The sequence below is a fragment of the Okeania sp. KiyG1 genome (assembly GCF_014132355.1).
GTDB lineage: Bacteria > Cyanobacteriota > Cyanobacteriia > Cyanobacteriales > Microcoleaceae > Okeania.
Map to the genome: position 1 here is coordinate 118,975 of NZ_BLZO01000058.1, position 20,829 is coordinate 139,803.

Consider the following 20,829-nt stretch of genomic DNA (forward strand, 5'->3'; position numbering starts at 1 on the left):
ACTTCTGACTTCTGACTTCGTTAACCCGCACCGTCATTTTCATCCTTTGCCTAAAGGCTAGGAACTTTCAATCTTCTTGTGTGTTATCCTCCTCTCTCCAAATAGAATTCTACCTAGTCTAACCATAGTCGTACCAGCAGTTATGGCTAGATTATAATCTTCTGACATTCCCATTGAAAGTTCTTGGATATTTAGACTAGACAAATTTTTTTTGCTAATTTCCTGGGCTAATTCCTGAGTCTTCTCAAATACTGATAAGGTTTGCCCATGGTCTAATCCTTGGGGTGGGATAGTCATTAGACCCTTAATTTTCAGATTTTGACATTGATTTAACTGTGGTAAGTCACTAATTAATTCTGGTATGCTCCACCCATACTTATTAGGGTCGGGTAAAATTTTGACTTGCAGGCAAATATTAGGACTACAAGATAACTCTTCTGCTAAACGGTCCAGGCGCTGGGCCAATTTTAAACTATCTACAGAATGAATCCATTGAAACTGCTGTAAGGCTTTTGCTGCTTTATTAGATTGCAAGTGGCCAATCAGATGCCAGGTAATCTCTGGTAAATCTTGTAGTTGGGCTTGCTTTTCTTCTGCTTCTTGAACTTTATTTTCTCCAAAATCTCTTATTCCTGCTGCATAAGCAGTACGAATAGCATCAACTGATACCTGTTTAGTTACAGCAATTAAGCGTATTGATGCAGGTAAGTTGGAGCGGATTTTAGTAATACGTTCAGTAATGGACTCAACCATTTTATCTTGAGATTTGAGAATTTTTTATTATCTTTATCTGTGGCGGGCTTAATACCCCACCGTCATTTCAGTTATCAGTTATCAGTTATCAGTGCCTCTAACTGGACCATTGGGATTGAAATACAGAATCTTCTTTTTTTTATCCTCTTAGAAGAGGAGGCTTCATTAATTGATAATGGATAATGAATAATGGATAATTACCTCGGGTGTTAACTGTTAACAGAAATGGAATTGAATATCAGGAAATCTGATTTCTTCTCTTGGTCGATGGTCGGCCAGCTCCGAGACCTCGCCATCCCACCCAACGGGTGCGCTGCGAAGATAGAACTCCGTTCCGCTGTCGCGTTTCGCGTCAGCGTTGCGAAGCAAACGACCGCTTTTTTCTCCTTAAAAGGAGAGGCTTTAAACCAAATGGGGATTAATTATTAATTATCAATTATCAATTATCAATTATCCATTGGTAACTACCCAAAATTTTCGGTCAAGGAGGGTGCTTAAAATTGTTTGGGGCGATCAGACACACGCGTGGGCGGTCGTTGACTATACCCATGCAATTTTCCCTTCTGCCTTCTTCAAGATTAGGCCGGACAATATAGTTAACTTTACTTTACTTGAGTAGAAACAGAGAACAGCTTAATTATTGAAAAGTATTTTTGTGAACTGTCTGAAGTTTTTGGTATTCAACTGCTGGACCATTTCGACGCAGTTGGCGGAGGCGTATTTCCACCATTAAACGTGCATCTGAGCGGCCTAAAGGTTCAAATTTAATACCTCCTATTCCATTTGTCACTAAAAAAAATAAGCGTTGAGCATAGAGAGTCGTAAACAATTCTTTGTTATCCTCAACTAAGCACACCCTGTATAAAAGGCCAAAGTTAGGATGGTTCATGTAAGTTTCGTTAGTCATTTAGGCTTAAAAATCAGCAGATAATGACAGGATTTTTAAATAACTTAGTGGCCTTTGTCAATTGAAAGCCCCTAATTGCTTTAGATTTTAGATTTTACAGCTTAACAGATAAATAATGATTTTTGTTTTTTCTGTAAATTATTAAATTCTCTTAGAATTAAATAGACCCAGAAAATATATTTTCTGAAATTATAATTATGTAATATTCAACTCGAATATCAACCTATAATTTTTGCTTCAAATTATCAACAATATAAATCAGTGATTAAGTATCGCATAGTACTTTATTGAAAGTTTTGCACTTTACTTAAGATAACGATACCAGATAAATAATTATCTATAAAGAATATATAATTTTGTTTTAACTTTGTCCTCCCCAAACTAATCTAACCCACCAGAATAACACTAAGCAAACCAATATTAACCAGTCCCATACCTTTAGCTTTAGATCGTGCCATTCTACTTTATGTTGATCGGGAGTTGTAAAACCTCGCACTTTCATTGCACTGGCAATTTGATCTGCTCGTAATAGCAAATTTTCTAATAGTCTTTCTGCTACTATTAACCACACCTGAGAAGCTTGTCGCAGTCCTAGTTTTTTCCAGTTAATTGCCCTAGTTCTAACTGAACGAACTAAATTTTGTATCTCCTCTAAAACTAGGGGAATAAATCTTAAAGATAAGGTTAAAGTTAAACTTATTTCTGTTACAGGTAAATTTAATTTATTCAGAGGTTGCATTAGGTCTTCTATACCTGCTGTAATTTCTTCTGCTCCTGTGGTTAAAAGATATAAGTTTGTGCTATAAATCACGGTAAATAATAAGGTGGCAATCCTAATACCTAAATCTACTGAACGACGAGTTATAGTCAGTGGTCTTTGTTGAAAAAGAACGTACCTATAAGAGGTAGGTTGAGGTAATTCAGTTGGTTTTTGCTGTTGTGTTTCAGAATTTGATTCAGTTGAAGTTTCTGTTTTTACCAATCCAAAAAAATTGGAAAAATTTTTCGCTTCTGGTTCTGGTGGTAAATTAGTTTGTTCAGCAAAGGTTAGTTCATCTTTTGGTAAACGGGGTTGATAGTTAATTGAAAGTCCATCAGGGGCAATAGCTGCACTCATGACAAAAACTAAACAACAAAATGTGAGCAACCAACCCATTTGTTGTTTCCAAACTCGTAAAGGAATTGAGGCACTAAATGTTAATACAATTAACATAGCTACTAATATTAAACGCCAGATGGAACTACTCAAAACTGGGCTAATTAGAAAGCTCATTAGCCAGATTAATTTAACTCTAGGGTCGAGTTTATGTAGCCATGTTATGGGTTTTTCTAAGTATAGTCCTAGAGGAAGCGATCGTAGTAAATCCATTTTTATTTAGGTTTTATAGCAGGGAATAGGGAATAGGGAATAGGGAATAGGGAACAGGGAATATATAGGAAAAAAGTATTTTTGCAAATATGAGATGCACCTAAAAAAACTGGCAAATATATTAATCGTTAACTTTAACAATTACCTGTTAATTATCAAAATAATTGGGTCGCGCAACCCCAGGCGAAATGTTTTTGGAGACTTGCTCAAATCCCCGTTACAAAAACAACTTTTGACTTTTGACTTTTGACTTTTGAATTCTGACTTCGTTTACCTGTTAATTATCAAAATAATTGTGTCGCGCCACCCTGTCTCTTAAGGCGAGATGTTTTTGGAGGGTTGCTCAAATCCCCGTTACAAAAAAACTTCTAACTTCTAACTTTTGACTTTTGACTTTTGACTTTTGACTTCGTTAACCCTAAACACGAGTTGCTCTATTCACAGTATTATGCTCTACTTCCCTAGCTTTTTTGCCACGCCAAAGTAATCTTATAGGTGTTCCTGTAAATCCTAAATGTTGACGAAACTGACTTTGTATATAACGACGATAATTATCAGGAAAACGCTTGGGATCGTTCACAAATAAAGCAATTGTTGGTGGTTTACTTGTCACTTGAGTTCCATAATAAATTTTTCCTTGACGACCCTGACGATTTGTTGGAGGAGAATTCCAACTAACAGCTTCCTCTAAAACTTCATTAATCACTGAAGTTGTTACTCGACGCTGATATTCATTGGCAGCATTATCTATTAAATCTAGAATTTTCTCTACTCGTTTTCCTGTAGATGCACTAATAAAAATCATCTCTGCCCATTCCATAAAATATAGTCGCGACCTTACTTCTTGTTCATAAGTATAAATAGTATAGGCATCCTTTTCCACAGCATCCCATTTATTCACCACAATAACGCAAGCTCTACCCTCCTCAATAATTCGATCTGCCAATTTTTGGTCTTGCTCCGTTACCCCATCTAAAGCATCAATTACAAACAGAACAACTTCAGTACGACGAATAGCTTTGAAAGCTCTATTAATACCAAAAAATTCTGCACCATATTCCACATTTTTCTTCTTTCTAATACCAGCAGTATCAATCAAACGGTAAGTTTTTCCATTACGTTCTACCACAGTATCAATAGCATCTCTTGTCGTACCAGAAATAGGACTAACAATTGCACGATTTTCTCCAAGAAATGCATTTAATAAACTAGATTTACCCACATTAGGACGACCAACAATTGCTACTCTAATCTCATTTGTTTCTGGAATTTCTGCAATAGGTGGTAAATGGGTAACTAACTCATCCAATAATTCTCCAGTGCCATTGCCATGAATACCAGAAATGGGATAAGGTTCTCCTAAACCCAATTCCCAAAACATCGCAGCTTGGGTTAGTCCTTCTGTCAGAGATTCGCACTTATTAACCGCTAGGAGGGTAGGGACAGGTTGTTGACGGAGCCAACTAGCTATTTCTTCATCTCCTCCAGTCATTCCTACTTGTCCATCTACTACAAAAATAGCAACACTTGCTTCTGTGAGAGCTGCCATAGCTTGTTCGCGAATTAACGGTAAAAATTCTGTATTATCATCAAATATCAAACCTCCTGTATCTACAACTTGAAATTCTCGGTCCCGCCAATATGCATTACGGTAAGTACGATCGCGAGTTATTCCTGGTTCGTCATGGACAATTGCATCTTGATTTCCGGCCAAGCGATTCACAATTGTGGACTTTCCCACATTTGGTCTGCCAATAATAGCTACTATAGGTAAGGACATAGTTAATTTTAATTAATTTAGGGAATAGGGAATAGGGAATAGGGAATAGGTAGGGACGTTGCATGAAACGTCCCTAAAGGTCTTGATTACGGTTCGCCCAAATATCTTAATTCTTATGTTGATTCACTAATGCCAATTATTCAAACTTTTATTATAGCAAGAATTTTGTTGAAGCAGGTTTTATATCATGTCTGTTTAATTAGACATCTCCAGAAAATAGGGAATCGGAAATAGAGAATAGGGGGAAATAACTGATAATTTCTGTACGATAATTGATTTTATTTTTGATTTTTGGAGATGTCTATTAGTGGTGAAAAAAATCATCTTCTCACTTCAACGGCAAATCTCTTTTCCTTCTTCTTTCTTCCTTCTTCCTTCTTACTTCTTCCTAATGAATACACCAAGTCATGCCATTATTAATCTAGCTCTTCTTGCTAAACCACAATTACCGCAAGCTAATCTTGCTATTGTCATAGGTGGAGTTTTACCAGATATTCCAATCTTTATTTTCTACTTTTGGGCAAAATTTATTGTCCGGTTACCAGAAGCAAAAATTTGGTCAGAAGCCTATTATCAACCATTAATACAAAATTTTGTTGCTACTTTTCATTCTATCCCTTTAGCGATAATTTTATTACTAATTTCTTACTATTTTGGCTGGGAAATTATGCAAGTTATTTGTATTAGTTTAGTGCTTCATTCTCTGGGTGATTTACCAGTACATAATAATGATGCTCATAGACATTTTTTCCCTTTAAGTAACTATCGATTTATTAGCCCTATTTCTTATTGGGACCCAAAACATTATGGAACAATTGTTGCCTTGATAGAAATTTTACTGGTGTTCTTAGCAACTTTGTGGATATTTCCTAGTATTAATTCTGGAATAGGAAAAGTATTGATAGTTCTAGTTAATATTTTTATGGTAGTAGTTATATTTATTTTTATCTTCGTTCTTAAACTTTCACCTAAAAATTTTAGTCTGAAGCCTCCTTTTTTAACCCACATTCGGCAGCACAAAATATAGCATAAAAATATTAAGTCAAAAGTTAAAAGTTAAAAGTTAAAAGTTAAAAGTTAAAAGTTAAAAGTTAAAAGTCAAAAGTCAAAAGTCAGAAAAAAATTATAGTGGTTAATCGGAGTCAACCATTCAGTCATTTCAGTTAACTGATAACTGATAACTAAATATAATTCAAAAGTAAAAAGTAAAAAGTAAAAAGTAAAAAGTAAAAAAAATTTATAGTGGTTAACCGAAGTCAACCATTCAGTCATTTCAGTTAACTGATAACTGAATTTTCTTGCCTCCTGATTGCAGAAATACTGATAACTGATAACTGATAACTGATAACTGATAACTGATTAAGAACGTCGAATATTAAAACAACACCACTCTCCTCGTTTCCAAAGAGTGGCCACAACCCAACCATTTTCTTCCAAAGTATCAGCAATTGATTTAGATTGTTCTAATAAAATCCCACTCAAAACACCCCAAGTTTTAGGTTTAGCGATCGCTTCCATACGCGGAATTATATCAATAATTACTTCAGCTAAAATATTACAAACTATACCATCTACCGGACCAGAAGCTAACTTAATTAAATGCTCAATATCCCCATGTTCAACAATTAATTTTTCAGCCGTTATATCATTTAATTTCCGATTACCAATAGTGGATCTAATTGCTAGTGGGTCAATATCAACTGCATATATCTGACGTACTCCTAATAATGCTGCACCAATGGACAAAATACCACTACCACAACCAATATCAGCAATAATAGCTTCTGGGTTAGGTTCCAACCCCAAACGCATTTCCAATGACTCCAAACATAACTCTGTAGTAGGATGAGTTCCTGTACCAAAAGCCGCTCCTGGGTCTAAACGAAGAATAATTCTATCTATATTTTCTGGTATATCTAGCCAAGCAGGATGAATCAGAAAGCGATCGCCAATTTCTTGAGGTTGCCAATATTGTTTCCAACTACTTGCCCAGTCTTCTTCCTCAATTAAATCCCAATCTACTGCTGGAATTTGTAAATTCATACATAGGGCATCCTGACGTAAATTTATAGCCAAAGCTGACAAGTCCAACATTTGAGCCTGTTCTTCTGGTATATAGGCCAATATCAAACACTGATTATCTTTGACCTGACTTGCAGTACCCCGGCAACCAAAAGTATCTAGACGCCAAGAAATGACTTCCTCCAGATTTGGGTGACACAATACTCTAATTTCCCACCAGTTATATGCCATAAAAATAGAATTTAGAATTTAAAATGTAGAATTTAGAATTAAAGGTAATTTAGAATGTAGAATTTAGAATTTAGAATTTAGAATTAAAGGTAATTGAAATTTAGAATCTAGACGCCAAGAAATGACTTCCTCGAGACTTGGGTGACACAATACTCTAATTTCCCACCAGTTATATGCCATAAAAATAGAATGTAGAATTTAGAATTAAAGGTAATTGAAATTTAAAATTTAGAATTTAGAGGAATTAAAGGTAAATTTACCAATTCTGAATTCTGATATAAAGGTAAATTTACCAATTCTAAATTCTAAATTCTAAATTCTAAATTCTACAGAGCAACTGTATAAGCATCCCTAATTCCTGGTTCTTTGAGAATTTCAGTTAATATTCCTTCCGGCAATGGGTCATCAATACTTAATACCATCACTGCATCACCCCGGACAATTTTACGACCTACTTGCATACTGGCAATATTGACATTAAAACTACCCAGGAGCGAACCTATTTTACCAATAATTCCCGGCAGATCTCGGTGCAGAGTCAATAACATATAAGGACTTGGAGGGACATTAATTGGAAATCCATCAATATTAGTAATCCGAATCTCATCTTCTCCAAGTAAAGCACCTCTAACAATATGGTCGCCCAGAGAACCCTTTGCTTCCAACTCTAACGAACCAGTATAGTCTCGGACTGAAGCATCCCTAGTTTCCACTACTCGAATACCTCTTTCCTTAGCTTCAATTGAAGCATTTACATAGTTTACACGCTCTCGCAGAGCTTGAGAGAGTAAACCTTTGAGAGCTGCCACTACTACTGGTTTACTATCTCCAGTGGCCAAATCTCCTTGAAGACGGACATTCAGAAAATCAATTCGTCCACCTGCCAATTGACTAACTAAATTACCAAGAGTTTCAGCCAATAACAAATAGGGCTTAAGTTTTTCTAATGTGTCTGGATACATACCAGGGATATTAACTGCCGATCTAGCAGGTAACCCCAACAACACATCTCGAATTTGTTCCGCAACATCTATTGCCACATTAACCTGAGCTTCAGCAGTAGAAGCACCCAAGTGAGGAGTCATCACAATTTTTTGTCCTAGCTCTCGTAGTGGGGACTCAGCTTCTAGAGGTTCATTTTCGTACACATCTATAGCAGCACCAGCAATTTTTCCTTCTTTTAAAGCTTCAGCTAAAGCAACTTCATCAATAATGCCACCTCTAGCACAGTTAATAATACGAGCTGTGGGCTTCATTTTTGCGAAAGTTTCAGCATTAATAGAATGATAAGTTTCATCAGTTTTAGGTATGTGGAGAGTAATGTAGTCCGACTCTTGGATCAATAAATCCATATCTACCAAATTACAACCCAATTGGTCTGCCCTTTCTTTAGAGATAAATGGGTCATAGGCCAGAATTTTCATACCCATAGCTTTCGCCACTTTAGCTACATGGGAACCAATTTTACCTAGACCAACAACACCAAGAGTTTTTTTGTAGACCTCTACCCCAATAAACTTTTTACGGTCCCACTTACCACTAACAACTGACTGGTTAGCCTCTGCAACATGGCGAGACATAGATAACATCATCGCCAGGGCGTGTTCTGCTGCGGCAATTGTATTTCCTTCTGGGGAATTAACGACTACAATACCTTTGCGGGTTGCTGCTGTTACATCTACATTGTCTACCCCTACTCCAGCACGACCAATAATTTTTAGTTGAGTAGCAGCTTCAATAATTTCTTTAGTAACTTTAGTACCAGAGCGAATCATTAAAGCATCATATTCTGGTATAATTTTCACCAATTCTTCTGTGGGTAGACCTGTTTTGACATCTACCTGAGCTACTTGGGAGATAATATCAATTCCAGTTTTATCTATTGAATCGGATACAAGAACTTTTGGCATAGGAAATTAGTTGAATAATTAAGTTATTTGACTGTTTAACCCACTGAAACTTTCGCTTCAGTTTTATTTTTTAGTTTCTGAAATAGCAGGGTATTTTGTCAGACTATCATTGTGATTAGTCATGTTTATTTAGCAAAAACATTAGCTGCTGACTTAACCTTAACCTTCAGAGTACCAGTTATGGGCCTATAATTTTATTGATTGTCAGAAATATTTTAGATTGCCTTGACCGAATTTTATGAATTATCTAGTTGCTGTATTACCAGACCGCATTCAAGCTGAAGCTGCCTATTCTGCTTTGGAAAAAGAAGACTTGCCAATGGAGCAAGTGGCAATATTGGGCCGGGGCTATAAAACTGCTGATGAATATGGCCTAATCGATCCTAATGAGCAGGCCCGTAAACAAGCAAAACAAATGGTTACTTGGCTTGCACCTTTTGGCTTTGCTGCTGGTGTTACTTTTAGTCTCATTACGGGATTGAATACTTTTGCCTGGGCTGGGGAATTTGGTAATCATTTTATTGGTGGTATATTGGGGGCTATTTCTGGTGCAATGGGTGGAACTTTTGTTGGTGGTGGAGTGGGTTTGATTTTTGGTGGTGGTGATGCTCTGCCTTATCGTAACCGCCTTAATGCTGGTAAGTATTTGATTGTTGTTCGGGGTTCAGAAGCTCTGATTCGTCTAGCAACTCGCACTTTATATCAGTTTAAACCAGAAAATATCCAAGGATATTCTGCATCGGAAAGTTAAAATTCAGTTATCACCGTTAACTAAAGGAATGGAGTCCTAAAGTCTTGACAAAATTTATAGAACCCCTAACCGTATCTTTTAACTCTCTTCAGAAAAGAGGGAGTAGGGAGTAGGGAGTAGGGAGTAGGGGGGAAATAATTGATGATTTATCTACAATAGAGGTGACTATTTTGGACAAAATTTTTGACCGAGAATCTAGCATCTTTGGGTCAGAATTTACAGACCCAATATTAGTTGGGATAAACGAGGCCAATGTCAATAAGGAACTACGATTGGCTAGTAGTATTGAGTCAAATAGCGAGACTGGTGAACTACAAGTTCCAGAACTAAATGAAGGGGAGAACGAACTATTACTACCCCTTCAGAGACCGGAAGTGTTGGAGGTAGGTTTATATGTTTCAAATTCTCCATCAGGGGAGGAAGACCTAATAATAGGTGAGGAGAACGAACCAACAATAGAAGAAAATGACAGTTTGACAAATCACAACAATCCTAAAACTAGAACTCAACGTCGAGCAGGCAATACTTTGAGCACAGCTCGCAATATAGGTCGTCTCAGTGGTAGTCGTGATTTTGAGGACTTTGTGGGAGGAACAGATAGAAATGACTATTACCGCTTTACTCTAGATAACAGAAGCGAACTCGACCTGGACTTGGATGATTTAAGCGCTAATGCCAACCTACAATTGCTGCGGAACAATGGGAGTGTAATCAGCACGAGTCGTCGTGGTGGCAGTAATGAGGAAAGCATTAGTGAAACTTTGAATGCCGGAACATATTTTGTGAGAGTATTTTCTGTGGGAAATGCCAATACAGATTATGACCTGGATCTGAGTGTGGAAGTAGTGGGTGCCCCCGATTTGGCAGGGAACAACAGGGGTAATGCTCGCAATATAGGTCGTCTCAGTGGTAGTCGTGATTTTGAGGACTTTGTGGGAGGAACAGATAGAAATGACTATTACCGTTTTACTCTAGATAACAGAAGCGAACTCGACCTGGACTTGGACGATTTAAGCGCTAATGCCAACCTACAATTGCTCCGGAACAATGGGAGTGTAATCAGCACGAGTCGTCGTGGTGGCAGTAATGAGGAAAGCATTAGTGAAACTTTGAATGCCGGAACATATTTTGTGAGAGTATTTTCTGTGGGAAATGCCAATACAGATTATGACCTGGATCTGAGTGTGGAAGTAGTGGGTGCCCCCGATTTGGCAGGGAACAACAGGGGTAATGCTCGCAATATAGGTCGTCTCAGTGGTAGTCGTGATTTTGAGGACTTTGTGGGAGGAACAGATAGAAATGACTATTACCGTTTTACTCTAGATAACAGAAGCGAACTCGACCTGGACTTGGACGATTTAAGCGCTAATGCCAACCTACAATTGCTCCGGAACAATGGGAGTGTAATCAGCACGAGTCGTCGTGGTGGCAGTAATGAGGAAAGCATTAGTGAAACTTTGAATGCCGGAACATATTTTGTGAGAGTATTTTCTGTGGGAAATGCCAATACAGATTATGACCTGGATCTGAGTGTGGAAGTAGTGGGTGCCCCCGATTTGGCAGGGAACAACAGGGGTAATGCTCGCAATATAGGTCGTCTCAGTGGTAGTCGTGATTTTGAGGACTTTGTGGGAGAAACAGATAGAAATGACTATTACCGTTTTACTCTAGATAACAGAAGCGAACTCGACCTGGACTTGGACGATTTAAGCGCTAATGCCAACCTACAATTGCTCCGGAACAATGGGAGTGTAATCAGCACGAGTCGTCGTGGTGGCAGTAATGAGGAAAGCATTAGTGAAACTTTGAATGCCGGAACATATTTTGTGAGAGTATTTTCTGTGGGAAATGCCAATACAGATTATGACCTGGATCTGAGTGTGGAAGTAGTGGGTGCCCCCGATTTGGCAGGGAACAACAGGGGTAATGCTCGCAATATAGGTCGTCTCAGTGGTAGTCGTGATTTTGAGGACTTTGTGGGAGAAACAGATAGAAATGACTATTACCGTTTTACTCTAGATAACAGAAGCGAACTCGACCTGGACTTGGACGATTTAAGCGCTAATGCCAACCTACAATTGCTCCGGAACAATGGGAGTGTAATCAGCACGAGTCGTCGTGGTGGCAGTAATGAGGAAAGCATTAGTGAAACTTTGAATGCCGGAACATATTTTGTGAGAGTATTTTCTGTGGGAAATGCCAATACAGATTATGACCTGGATCTGAGTGTGGAAGTAGTGGGTGCCCCCGATTTGGCAGGGAACAACAGGGGTAATGCTCGCAATATAGGTCGTCTCAGTGGTAGTCGTGATTTTGAGGACTTTGTGGGAGAAACAGATAGAAATGACTATTACCGTTTTACTCTAGATAACAGAAGCGAACTCGACCTGGACTTGGACGATTTAAGCGCTAATGCCAACCTACAATTGCTCCGGAACAATGGGAGTGTAATCAGCACGAGTCGTCGTGGTGGCAGTAATGAGGAAAGCATTAGTCAAACTTTGAATGCCGGAACATATTTTGTGAGAGTATTTTCTGTGGGAAATGCTAATACAGATTATGACCTGGATCTGAGTGTGGAAGTAGTGTGAACACTGGTATAAAGCATTTACTTTCTAAAGGTTTTAGTCTTTTTTCTGGTCAGAAATACCTGGTTTTCAGCTCTTCATGGTCAAGCATGGAGCACATAAAAGGCAAGAGTTAGGCAAAAAAATTACTCCCCTACTCCTAAAAAAGACTTTTTCAGCCAACCCTAGTTAGCTTCTAAAGGTAGACAGAGAGCGATCGCTCTTTCAGAACCAACCAGGTTTGAAGAGCGATTGCTTTTTTCGTTCTACTAACAAAGCTAAACATTTTCTGAAATTTGTGTGATACCAAGCGTGATAAATGTTTCAGGACTTACGCTGAGACTCTACATATAGCAAGGGCGCCATTCGGAGCTTTGCGGAACGCAAATGCCATTTCCTAAGGTCATGCTCCGCAAACGCTCCTACGGATGGTGGTTTAACAGTCAATTTGCGTAAGTCCTGTGTTTGTTACAAATGGTAGAAGTAAGGAAGAAGGAAGAGGGAAGAAGGAAGAAGGAATAAATATTTTAAAAAATGGAAAAACGATATAAATAACTATCTAAAATGAACTAGACTAGCTATTTTTAAGCATATAGCGTTTCTCAAATTGGTGAGATACAGTTTTAGATCCCCCCTAACCCCCCTTAGTAAGGGGGGAACTTAAAAAGGGAGGAGGTTTCAAAGTCCCCCTTTTTAAGGGGGATGCGCGGGGGATCGTAAATGTATCTCATCTTTATGAGAAATGCTATATCCGATCAAGGTCTACTTTTTTGTAGCATTCTTTTTTCAAATTGGTATGATAAAATAATAGCCAAATGCTTATCGAAAAATTGAGGTAATTATTAATTATTAATTATTAATTATTGAACTGCCTAAATAAAAAATTATGTTACCAAAAGAAGAACTACTTAAAGGAATCGAAAATCGCGATACTATTACCAGAATAATAGACTTAGCTGAACAAGCTATCAGAACTTGGGAAATTACTCAGAGTGATTTTTTATCACCGCCAGAAATATTTGAGTCGGAAAGAATTTTTCAAAAGTTGACAGAAGTAGAATTAGTTTCCTGGGGTGGTTATCCTCAAGCGGAACGAAAAAGATTAGCGATCGCTCGTTCAGATTTACCTATTGATACTTCGAGTGTGGAATTACAAGCTATTAATATTGAGGGAAATTTTCTGTTTGATACTGCGACTCACCGAGACTTTCTTGGTTCGATGTTGGGTACGGGAATTGTCAGAGAAAAAACTGGGGATATTATTGTTTTGGGAGAACGTGGTGCTCAGGTAATAGTAGTGCCTGAATTGGTGGAATATTTAGAAATGAATCTGCAACAAGTTCGGTCTGTTCCTGTTAAAGTTAAACCTCTAGAATTGAGTGATTTAAGAATAAGAGAACCGAAAAAGAAAGAGTTAACAACTGTGGAAGCTTCGATGAGATTAGATGCTGTTGCTTCTGCTGGTTTTGGAATGTCTCGCAGTAAAATGGTTAATTTTATTGAAGGGGGAGATGTGCGGGTAAATTGGAAAGAAATTAGTCAGGCAAGTTATACGGTGAAAACTGGAGATTTAATTGCTATTCGGGGTAAAGGGAGGTTAGAAGTAGGAGATGTTGCGATTACGAAAAAAGAACGTTATCGGGTTAATTTGACGCGATATGTTTAGAAGAAGGAGTCAGGAGACAGGAGTAGATTTATGTTGCGCGGATTGCTATATATTTACTCCTTTTTCCTTTATTAGATATCTCCAAAAATCCAAAATAAAATCAATTATTATCCATAGATTATCAATTATTATTCCCTGTTTCCTGTTCCCTATTTTCTATTCCCTATTCCCTATTCCCTCTTTTGTAGGAGATGTCTATTATGAAAATTATTTACCGAAAAATTCAGGTATAAAGCCTCTCCATTCATGGAGAAAAAAAATCCTTTGATCCAATCCTCTTATTTATAAGAAGAGGTAATTCTAAATTCTAAATTCTAAATTCTAAATTCTAAATTCTAATTATCCAACGTTCTCTGAAACGTTTTCAAGTCAAACTTATTATTTATAATCCTAAATTGGAGGTGATTTCTCAATGGATAAATTAGAACAATATCGACAATTTGTTCAGGAAATTTTGAGTTCACACGCAGAAATAGCAAATACCAATAATACAGTAAAAGATGAATTAATATTTGATACAGAACGTGACCATTATCAACTAGCTTATGTAGGTTGGCGAGGAGATAAAAGAGTATTTGGTCCTGTGATGCACTTTGATATTATAGATGGCAAAATTTGGATTCAATATAATGGTACCGAAGAGTCTGTTGCTGAGAGATTAGAGCAGATGGGTGTACCTACTTCAGATATAGTTATCGGTTTTCATTCTGCTTTTAAGCGTCAATTTTCTCGTTATGGGAAAAACTGAAGGTAAGCATTTAGCTATTATTTATAATTATAACGGGACTTACGCAAATTAACGTTGAAAACGCCATATGTAGGGGCGTTTGCGGAGCATTCCGTCAGGAAATGCCATTCGCCCTTTTCCTGCGTAAGTCCTGTCTTTTATACTTTACTGGCGCTTTAGCAATCCCAAAATTCCCAGTGCTAATAGGCTAAAAGTTATGCTAGGTTCGGGAATAGGTTTTCCTGGAAATTCTTCTGATTTTGCCAGGAGTTCTACTGTATAAGTAAATGCAAGATCGGTATCTTCTAACCAATCATCATTATCTTCTAACCATAGGGGATAGAACTCAGAATATAAATCGAAGGTTATAAAAGCAGGATCTTGGGACCAATCAATGGATGAATTGATATCGGCAATGGTAAATTCTTTAACTGCTTCACTGGTGGAGGAATTTAAGTCTATACTTTGGCTATTTGAAACCAGTGTTGAGGTAACTTGAGTTGTAGAATTTTCTGTCAGGATGGTAAAAAGATTTTCCTCTGTATTTGGGGTTGGTAAAATAATACGATCAAACGAAAAATCCGATGTCATGGTGTAGCGAAAACCTTCTACTTTTCCCTGGTTGTATTCCTGGGTTTTGGGAACAAAAAAGTTTAAGGGGGCGATACCACTGTAGTTAGTCACATAATTTGAGAATTTATTTTGTTCTGTATCAAATTCCCATTGATAATGACTTGCCAAACGTTCGATTCCATAATCACTAGCGTGGTAAATCCATTTTTGTGTTTCGCTTTCTACAGTGACAACCCAACCAGGAACTATTGCCAATGTGCAAACTCCCGGAAATCTGAATCCCATACAACCATCAGTCCAAATAAATCTTTCATAATCGACAACCTCAAGTTCTTCTGTTCCTAAACCTGATAGTTCGGAGGTATTTTGTAGTACTGAATTGGTAATTGATTCTGGTAAAAATATGTTATCCGACTCTTCATCATAAGCATCGTGAAAATTGTAAAAAGCTTGGGCGGGGGTTGCTATATTTATGCCTGCTATTAGGGCGATAGTTGTGATAGTAGAGCGGATTATTTGTTTATTCATAGGTTTTTTTCTCTTAAGTGAATTTGTTCTTGATTTATGAAAGTTTCTTGCTGGGGAAATTACTTAGATTATAATTCTAGTTGAGAGAAAATTTAATTTTAACTATTAATTTAATGCTAAGGCTACTTGGTACTAAATATTTAAGAAAAGCTATGATGTAATAACTTTTATTAACTTTACTTCTGTTGTATTCAGGACTTACGCATGAACACTAAATCCAGTGAGGGCGTTAGCGGAGCTTGACGTTAGTCAATGCCATTCGCCCCTACTTTTGTACCTTTGAGTTTTGAGCCTAAAAAATCTGACTTTTGACTTTTGACTTTTGACTTATTTGGTGAGGTAAATTCATCGCGGGCAAGATGCCCGCACTACAAAAATTTAATTTTTAATCTTTGTACTTTATAATACTTGGAATATGCTTTCAACAATGAATAATGAATAATGAATAATGAATAATTACCTCTCCTTGAAAAGAAGAGGATTGACAAAGAGATGAAAATTTTTCTTTATTATCCCCTTAAAATGGGAGGCTTTAAACCACAATTTTTCGGTAAATTTTAACTTTTTACTTCCCTATAAAATCTCACTTTTTACTTTTAACTTTTTACTTTTGACTTATCAATTATGAAAAAATCTACAGATAAATCCAACAAATTTATTACTGTCGGAGACTAAGCAGAAACAAAAGATAAACTTGGTTTTACTCCTTATGTAATAGCTATGGCTGAATTTTTAACTAATGAAAATACAAAACCTCCACTAACTATTTCTATCGAAGGTGAATGGGGTAGTGGTAAATCTTCTTTTATGAAACAGTTGGAAAAGGAGATTCTTAAGAAGTCTGAAGAATTAGATAAAAAAGATTTAGCAGAGGTTTGGCAGAAAATTAAAGAAGACCAGATTATTTTCAGCAATCTATCAGACATTTTTAAATTTATCAGATTAGGATTAAAGCAAAAAACACAAACAGTTTGGTTTAATGCTTGGCGACATGAAAAATCTGAGTCACTTTGGGCGACTTTTGTTCTTTCTTTTTAGAATAATTATCTAAAAATCGTAATACTCCTGATTTTTTCTATAATTTATACAGTCGGTTTCAGCTACTCAGGAATCGTTTTGATTTTCAAGATAAACCGTTTAAAGCTATTCAGACTTTGGTGATGGTTTAGTTGATTTCGAGTATTACTTAGGAAGTGTGGAAAAAATTACCGAATAATTAATAATTATTAATTAAGTAATCCAGATTAAAAGCCTCCCCTTTCAAGGGGAAAAAAGAAATAATATTTCTCTAGTTTTAAGCCTAATAATTAGAAGTATTTTTTGACGAACTCTTGATAAATAGATACTTTTTCTACCGCCTCTGATACAGAAATATCATAGATTGTTGCCATCGTGGCTATTAACTGCCTATCAACACCTTCAACAAACTTCAGATTTTCCTCAAACTCACTAGCTGCCGACAACCAAAATTTCTCACGAGCTTTGAATAAAACTTCATAGTCATAATCCTCGTCCTCATTAATAAATTTAATAAATTCTACTGCAGGAATAATGACAAACCTATCCTTAATATTATTAAATTTTGCGTCCTTCCAAATATATTCCTTGGTAGACAAAATCTTTGGACACCCTACATCAAACTCATACTTCTTTTTAGGCGTAAAAACTTTTCCTGTAGAATTAACACCGACCTTTAGCATTTCAAATAATTCTTCTTTTTTCTTCTTTCCAAGTGCTTTTGTTTGTACGTCAGGCACAGGAATAAGAATATCGCGTTTTTCAGCAATATAATTTCGGATGCCTGCATAACTAGAAAGTATAGATGAATGCCAAGTAACATTATACAATTTTGAAGCCAGCAAAGTTATATTATTTGTCGCATCAGAATCATTTCCGTAAACAACTGTAATTAGATAATTTGTAGTCAGTGTAGAAGGTATCAACATACTAGAGATTAGTATAGGAAGTGTCACTTCTTCATTCTCTAGCTTAGTTGTTTGTTTTACCAAGTATTCAAGTTGTTGCGTTAAAAACATTTTTGTTGCCATTATTCGTTTCCTTCCATACTATACTACAATAAATAAAAGTTTATACTTTGAAAATTTTCATCAATCAAACCTTTGTCTAGAAAGACTTTATTTTTTAGATAACCCCTCATCGCAGGTTAACATATTTTACCCTAAAACAAAGGTATCCCTCGGACAAATTCCTTTACCTTTTTTGATAGAAAAAATTCTTTTGATAGAAATTCCAGGTATTGCGGAAACGGCCATAAATTTTATCAAAGCAAACCGTTATTCCTTTTATTCTGAATAAGGTGTGGTTTATATAAAATCAATTAATTATTCCCTACTCTCTACTCCCTACTCCCTACTACCTCTTTTTACGACACAGCAAAACCTGTATATTTCCGTTTATAAGGTGCATGAAAAGCCAGAATAATATTAGATGAAGGCACACCTAAATCTACTAATTCACCAGCAATACCAATTTCCGTACCATCATGTTGTATCCAGATTTTTTCATTTTTAATATCTATTTGTAAAACACAACCTCGTATTCTTTCATTGCCATCCCAACCAACATTGAAAAGTTGATAATGGTCGCGTTCCCTGTCGAAAATTGTTTGTACTTCCACCTCTCCATAAGATGGTTTATATAGTCCGTATTCTTTAATTATTTGCTCAATATAATTTCTGTATTTTTCTAACTTTTCCATTCTATAATTACCTCTTGCTCTACGTTATAAATAATTAGTTTAAGACGTTGTTCTGCAATTACCGAAATATTGTGGTTTAAAGCCTCCCCTTTTAAGGGGATAATAAATAAAAATTTTCCTTTTAGTCAATCCTCTCCTTGAAAAGAAGAGGTAATTCTAAATTCTAAATTCTAAATTCTAAATTCTTGAATCCTTGAGTAAATAGTAACCTAAAAAAAGTTTTAGATCCCCCCATCCTCCCTAACCCCCTTAGTAAGGGGGAAGCGCTAAAAAGGGGGAGTCTTTCAAAGTCCCCCTTTTAAGGGGGATTTAGGGGGATCGTAAATGTACCTCATAACTGTAGGAATTGCTATAAGTTATTGATTTTTGAATGAAACTTTTGATTTATACAGCAATTTTTTCCCCATTCTTACAGCGAATTTTATACTAAAAATTATTGACACTTTGTAGGTTGGGTTTCCGTAAACGTCAGCCTAATATTATAGCTTGGTGTTGGGTTGCGCTGCCGCTTAACCCAACCTACGGTTCTACGGTTCGATCGCTACTTAGTATTTTATACAGTGACAAGAGAGTTCTTATTACCTCTAGTCTAATTAATGAGACTTGAGATGAGGAATAAATCAGTATTTTTACAGATGTTTTTGCTCCTAAATAATTAAGTAAAATTCATATTTTTTATGATGATTTAACAATTAATTTCGGTTAAACTAGAAATAATGATACACTGGAGATAAATTATGCCACGTCTCTATAATTATGCTTACGAAATATTAAGCGAAGAAATCAAGAAATTATCCAAAGAAGATTTAACAGGGGAAATAGGCCAGAAAATCGTAATGAAACGATTAGAAAAATTACGGATGCAGTCTGGCGAACCTGTTAAATTAGAAGAATTACGACCATTGATTATAGACCAATATCCCACTTTTAGCGAAAAAGTTCTCAAACAAGCTGTAAAAGAAAACCATCCCGCAGGAAAAACAATATTATTTCAGTTAGGAGGTTTAGCTGCTTTGGGAGTAGCTGGTTTAGTTTGGGTAGCAAATTTACCTTATCCCATGATTCGTAGACCAGTCGCAAGTGTGGCACCAATGGTGTTATTACCTAGCTATATCAGTATGGATCGTAACTATCGAGAGGCGATCGCTAAAACTGAACAAGCAGACCAATTGATAAATAAGGCAACTTCTAGTGCCGATATTAATTTGGGGTCAGAGAGAGTTGCTGAAGCGCAAAAACACCTTGATGGTTTACCAGTATGGTTTTTGGGCTACTATCCCCAACGATATTGCACCTTTTTTAGTTGTTCTTGGCAATTTACTGTAGATGAATTTGAAAGAGCGAGAAAAAGAGTGGGGCAAATAGAAGCAAGGGCGTTTCAAGAGAAAAATGCTCAAAAATTGTTGACAGAAGCAGAGAAAACTATTACTACTGCTAAACAACAATATGAACAAGCGACAACGCCAACAGATAAACAACAAGCGATCGCTGACTGGCAAGCGGCAATAGATAAGTTAGAGCAAATTCCTCCCACTACTCTCGCTGGAAAAATGGTGAAACCAAAGTTAGCAGCGACAAAGCGAGATTTTCAAAAAGAGGCAGGTTTAGCTGAGGGAAGCAAACGCAGTTTCACTTTTATGCAAGTGGCAAAACAATTTGGTATGCAAGCGGCTATAGCTGCCCAAAATGGACCCCATCCAGAACAACAATGGCAAGTGGTAGCGAGTTTATGGGAGCAAGCAATTAATCAATTAAAGAAAATACCAGGAGATAATCCAGCTTATTTGGAAGCACAGACTAAACTAGGAGAATATCAGGTTAATTTAGCTAATGTCAAAATGCGACTGCAAGCACAAAAAGAGTCAAAAATAGCTTTTAAGGAGGCTAAAAATTTAATTGCAGATTGGCAAAGATATGCTGTTGATGATACTTCTAATCGTGGTATACTGGCTAATAAAATTCAATTAATTATTAATCAGTTAGAGAATATTAAACCAGGAACAACTTATTATAAAGAAGCTCAAGAGTTGTTGATATTTGCTAAGAATAAACAGAAAAGTTTTTCAGGAATTTAGAATTTAGAATTTAGAATTTAGAATTACCTCTCCTTATAAAATAAGAGGATTGACTCAAAGGAAAATTTTTCTTTTTATCCTCTTAAAAGAGGAGGCTTTAAACCGCAATTTTTCGGTAATTTATAGCAGGGAACAGGGAAAAAAAGGCATTGCTTAACGAAGTCAGAAGTCAAAAGTTAGAAGTCAGAAGTTATTTTTGTAACCTTAAAAGGCGGGCTTGCGCAACCCAATCCTGTTTGATAAATGCGGGA

General features: G+C 36.5%; 16 protein-coding genes. 7 read left to right on the top strand and 9 right to left on the bottom strand.

The window, feature by feature from the left end:
- Window positions 1-57: 57 nt before the first annotated feature.
- The 4 genes from SAGCYANO_RS11290 to der form a co-directional block, all read right to left on the bottom strand.
- Window positions 58-753 (bottom strand): YggS family pyridoxal phosphate-dependent enzyme, encoded by a 696-nt coding sequence (locus SAGCYANO_RS11290; protein WP_202220160.1) that lies wholly within the window; start codon window positions 751-753, stop codon window positions 58-60.
- Between the two features lie 637 nt (window positions 754-1,390).
- Window positions 1,391-1,660 (bottom strand): transcriptional coactivator PipX, encoded by a 270-nt coding sequence (gene pipX, locus SAGCYANO_RS11300; RefSeq protein WP_202220162.1) that lies wholly within the window; start codon window positions 1,658-1,660, stop codon window positions 1,391-1,393.
- A gap of 361 nt (window positions 1,661-2,021) precedes the next feature.
- Window positions 2,022-3,029 carry an energy-coupling factor transporter transmembrane protein EcfT gene (locus tag SAGCYANO_RS11305; protein ID WP_202220163.1) on the bottom strand — a complete coding sequence of 336 codons (1,008 nt, stop codon included), beginning with the start codon at window positions 3,027-3,029 and terminating at the stop codon, window positions 2,022-2,024.
- 418 nt (window positions 3,030-3,447) lie between these two features.
- Window positions 3,448-4,809, bottom strand: a complete 1,362-nt coding sequence (gene der, locus SAGCYANO_RS11310; protein ID WP_202220164.1) for a ribosome biogenesis GTPase Der — start codon at window positions 4,807-4,809, stop codon at window positions 3,448-3,450.
- Window positions 4,810-5,200: 391 nt separating this feature from the next.
- Between der and SAGCYANO_RS11315 the strand changes: the two genes are divergently transcribed.
- Window positions 5,201-5,836 carry a hypothetical protein gene (locus SAGCYANO_RS11315; protein WP_202220165.1) on the top strand — a complete coding sequence of 212 codons (636 nt, stop codon included), beginning with the start codon at window positions 5,201-5,203 and terminating at the stop codon, window positions 5,834-5,836.
- Window positions 5,837-6,168: 332 nt separating this feature from the next.
- Here the strand turns inward: SAGCYANO_RS11315 and prmA are convergent, their stop codons facing one another.
- On the bottom strand, window positions 6,169-7,062 hold the full coding sequence (gene prmA / locus SAGCYANO_RS11325) for a 50S ribosomal protein L11 methyltransferase (protein ID WP_202220167.1): 894 nt from the start codon (window positions 7,060-7,062) through the stop codon (window positions 6,169-6,171).
- 326 nt (window positions 7,063-7,388) lie between these two features.
- Window positions 7,389-8,972 carry a phosphoglycerate dehydrogenase gene (gene serA / locus SAGCYANO_RS11330; protein ID WP_202220168.1) on the bottom strand — a complete coding sequence of 528 codons (1,584 nt, stop codon included), beginning with the start codon at window positions 8,970-8,972 and terminating at the stop codon, window positions 7,389-7,391.
- A gap of 238 nt (window positions 8,973-9,210) precedes the next feature.
- Here serA and SAGCYANO_RS11335 point away from each other — a divergent pair, with 238 nt between their 5' ends.
- The 4 genes from SAGCYANO_RS11335 to SAGCYANO_RS11350 all read left to right on the top strand — a co-directional run bounded on the left by SAGCYANO_RS11335 (window position 9,211) and on the right by SAGCYANO_RS11350 (window position 14,704).
- Complete coding sequence (locus SAGCYANO_RS11335; RefSeq protein WP_202220169.1) at window positions 9,211-9,723, top strand: hypothetical protein; 513 nt, start codon at window positions 9,211-9,213, stop codon at window positions 9,721-9,723.
- Window positions 9,724-9,893: 170 nt separating this feature from the next.
- Window positions 9,894-12,314, top strand: coding sequence for a pre-peptidase C-terminal domain-containing protein (locus SAGCYANO_RS11340; protein ID WP_202220170.1), 2,421 nt, complete (start codon window positions 9,894-9,896; stop codon window positions 12,312-12,314).
- An 862-nt stretch (window positions 12,315-13,176) separates the two neighbouring features.
- Window positions 13,177-13,956, top strand: a complete 780-nt coding sequence (locus SAGCYANO_RS11345; protein ID WP_202220171.1) for a photosystem II S4 domain protein — start codon at window positions 13,177-13,179, stop codon at window positions 13,954-13,956.
- 412 nt (window positions 13,957-14,368) lie between these two features.
- On the top strand, window positions 14,369-14,704 hold the full coding sequence (locus SAGCYANO_RS11350; protein WP_202220172.1) for a XisI protein: 336 nt from the start codon (window positions 14,369-14,371) through the stop codon (window positions 14,702-14,704).
- Between the two features lie 144 nt (window positions 14,705-14,848).
- Here SAGCYANO_RS11350 and SAGCYANO_RS11355 read toward each other — a convergent pair whose 3' ends face one another.
- Window positions 14,849-15,784, bottom strand: coding sequence for a hypothetical protein (locus SAGCYANO_RS11355; protein ID WP_202220173.1), 936 nt, complete (start codon window positions 15,782-15,784; stop codon window positions 14,849-14,851).
- 714 nt (window positions 15,785-16,498) lie between these two features.
- On the opposite strand from SAGCYANO_RS11355, the gene SAGCYANO_RS11360 reads away from it, so the two are divergent.
- Window positions 16,499-16,822 carry a P-loop NTPase fold protein gene (locus SAGCYANO_RS11360; RefSeq protein ID WP_255502542.1) on the top strand — a complete coding sequence of 108 codons (324 nt, stop codon included), beginning with the start codon at window positions 16,499-16,501 and terminating at the stop codon, window positions 16,820-16,822.
- 269 nt (window positions 16,823-17,091) lie between these two features.
- Here the strand turns inward: SAGCYANO_RS11360 and SAGCYANO_RS11365 are convergent, their stop codons facing one another.
- Together SAGCYANO_RS11365 and SAGCYANO_RS11370 are read right to left on the bottom strand one after the other, a co-directional pair.
- On the bottom strand, window positions 17,092-17,832 hold the full coding sequence (locus SAGCYANO_RS11365; RefSeq protein WP_202220175.1) for a hypothetical protein: 741 nt from the start codon (window positions 17,830-17,832) through the stop codon (window positions 17,092-17,094).
- A 335-nt stretch (window positions 17,833-18,167) separates the two neighbouring features.
- Window positions 18,168-18,503 (bottom strand): XisI protein, encoded by a 336-nt coding sequence (locus SAGCYANO_RS11370; RefSeq protein ID WP_202220176.1) that lies wholly within the window; start codon window positions 18,501-18,503, stop codon window positions 18,168-18,170.
- Between the two features lie 737 nt (window positions 18,504-19,240).
- Here SAGCYANO_RS11370 and SAGCYANO_RS11375 point away from each other — a divergent pair.
- Entirely contained in the window at window positions 19,241-20,578 is a 1,338-nt protein-coding gene (locus SAGCYANO_RS11375; protein WP_202220177.1) for a hypothetical protein, read from the top strand.
- The last annotated feature ends 251 nt before the right edge of the window (window positions 20,579-20,829 follow it).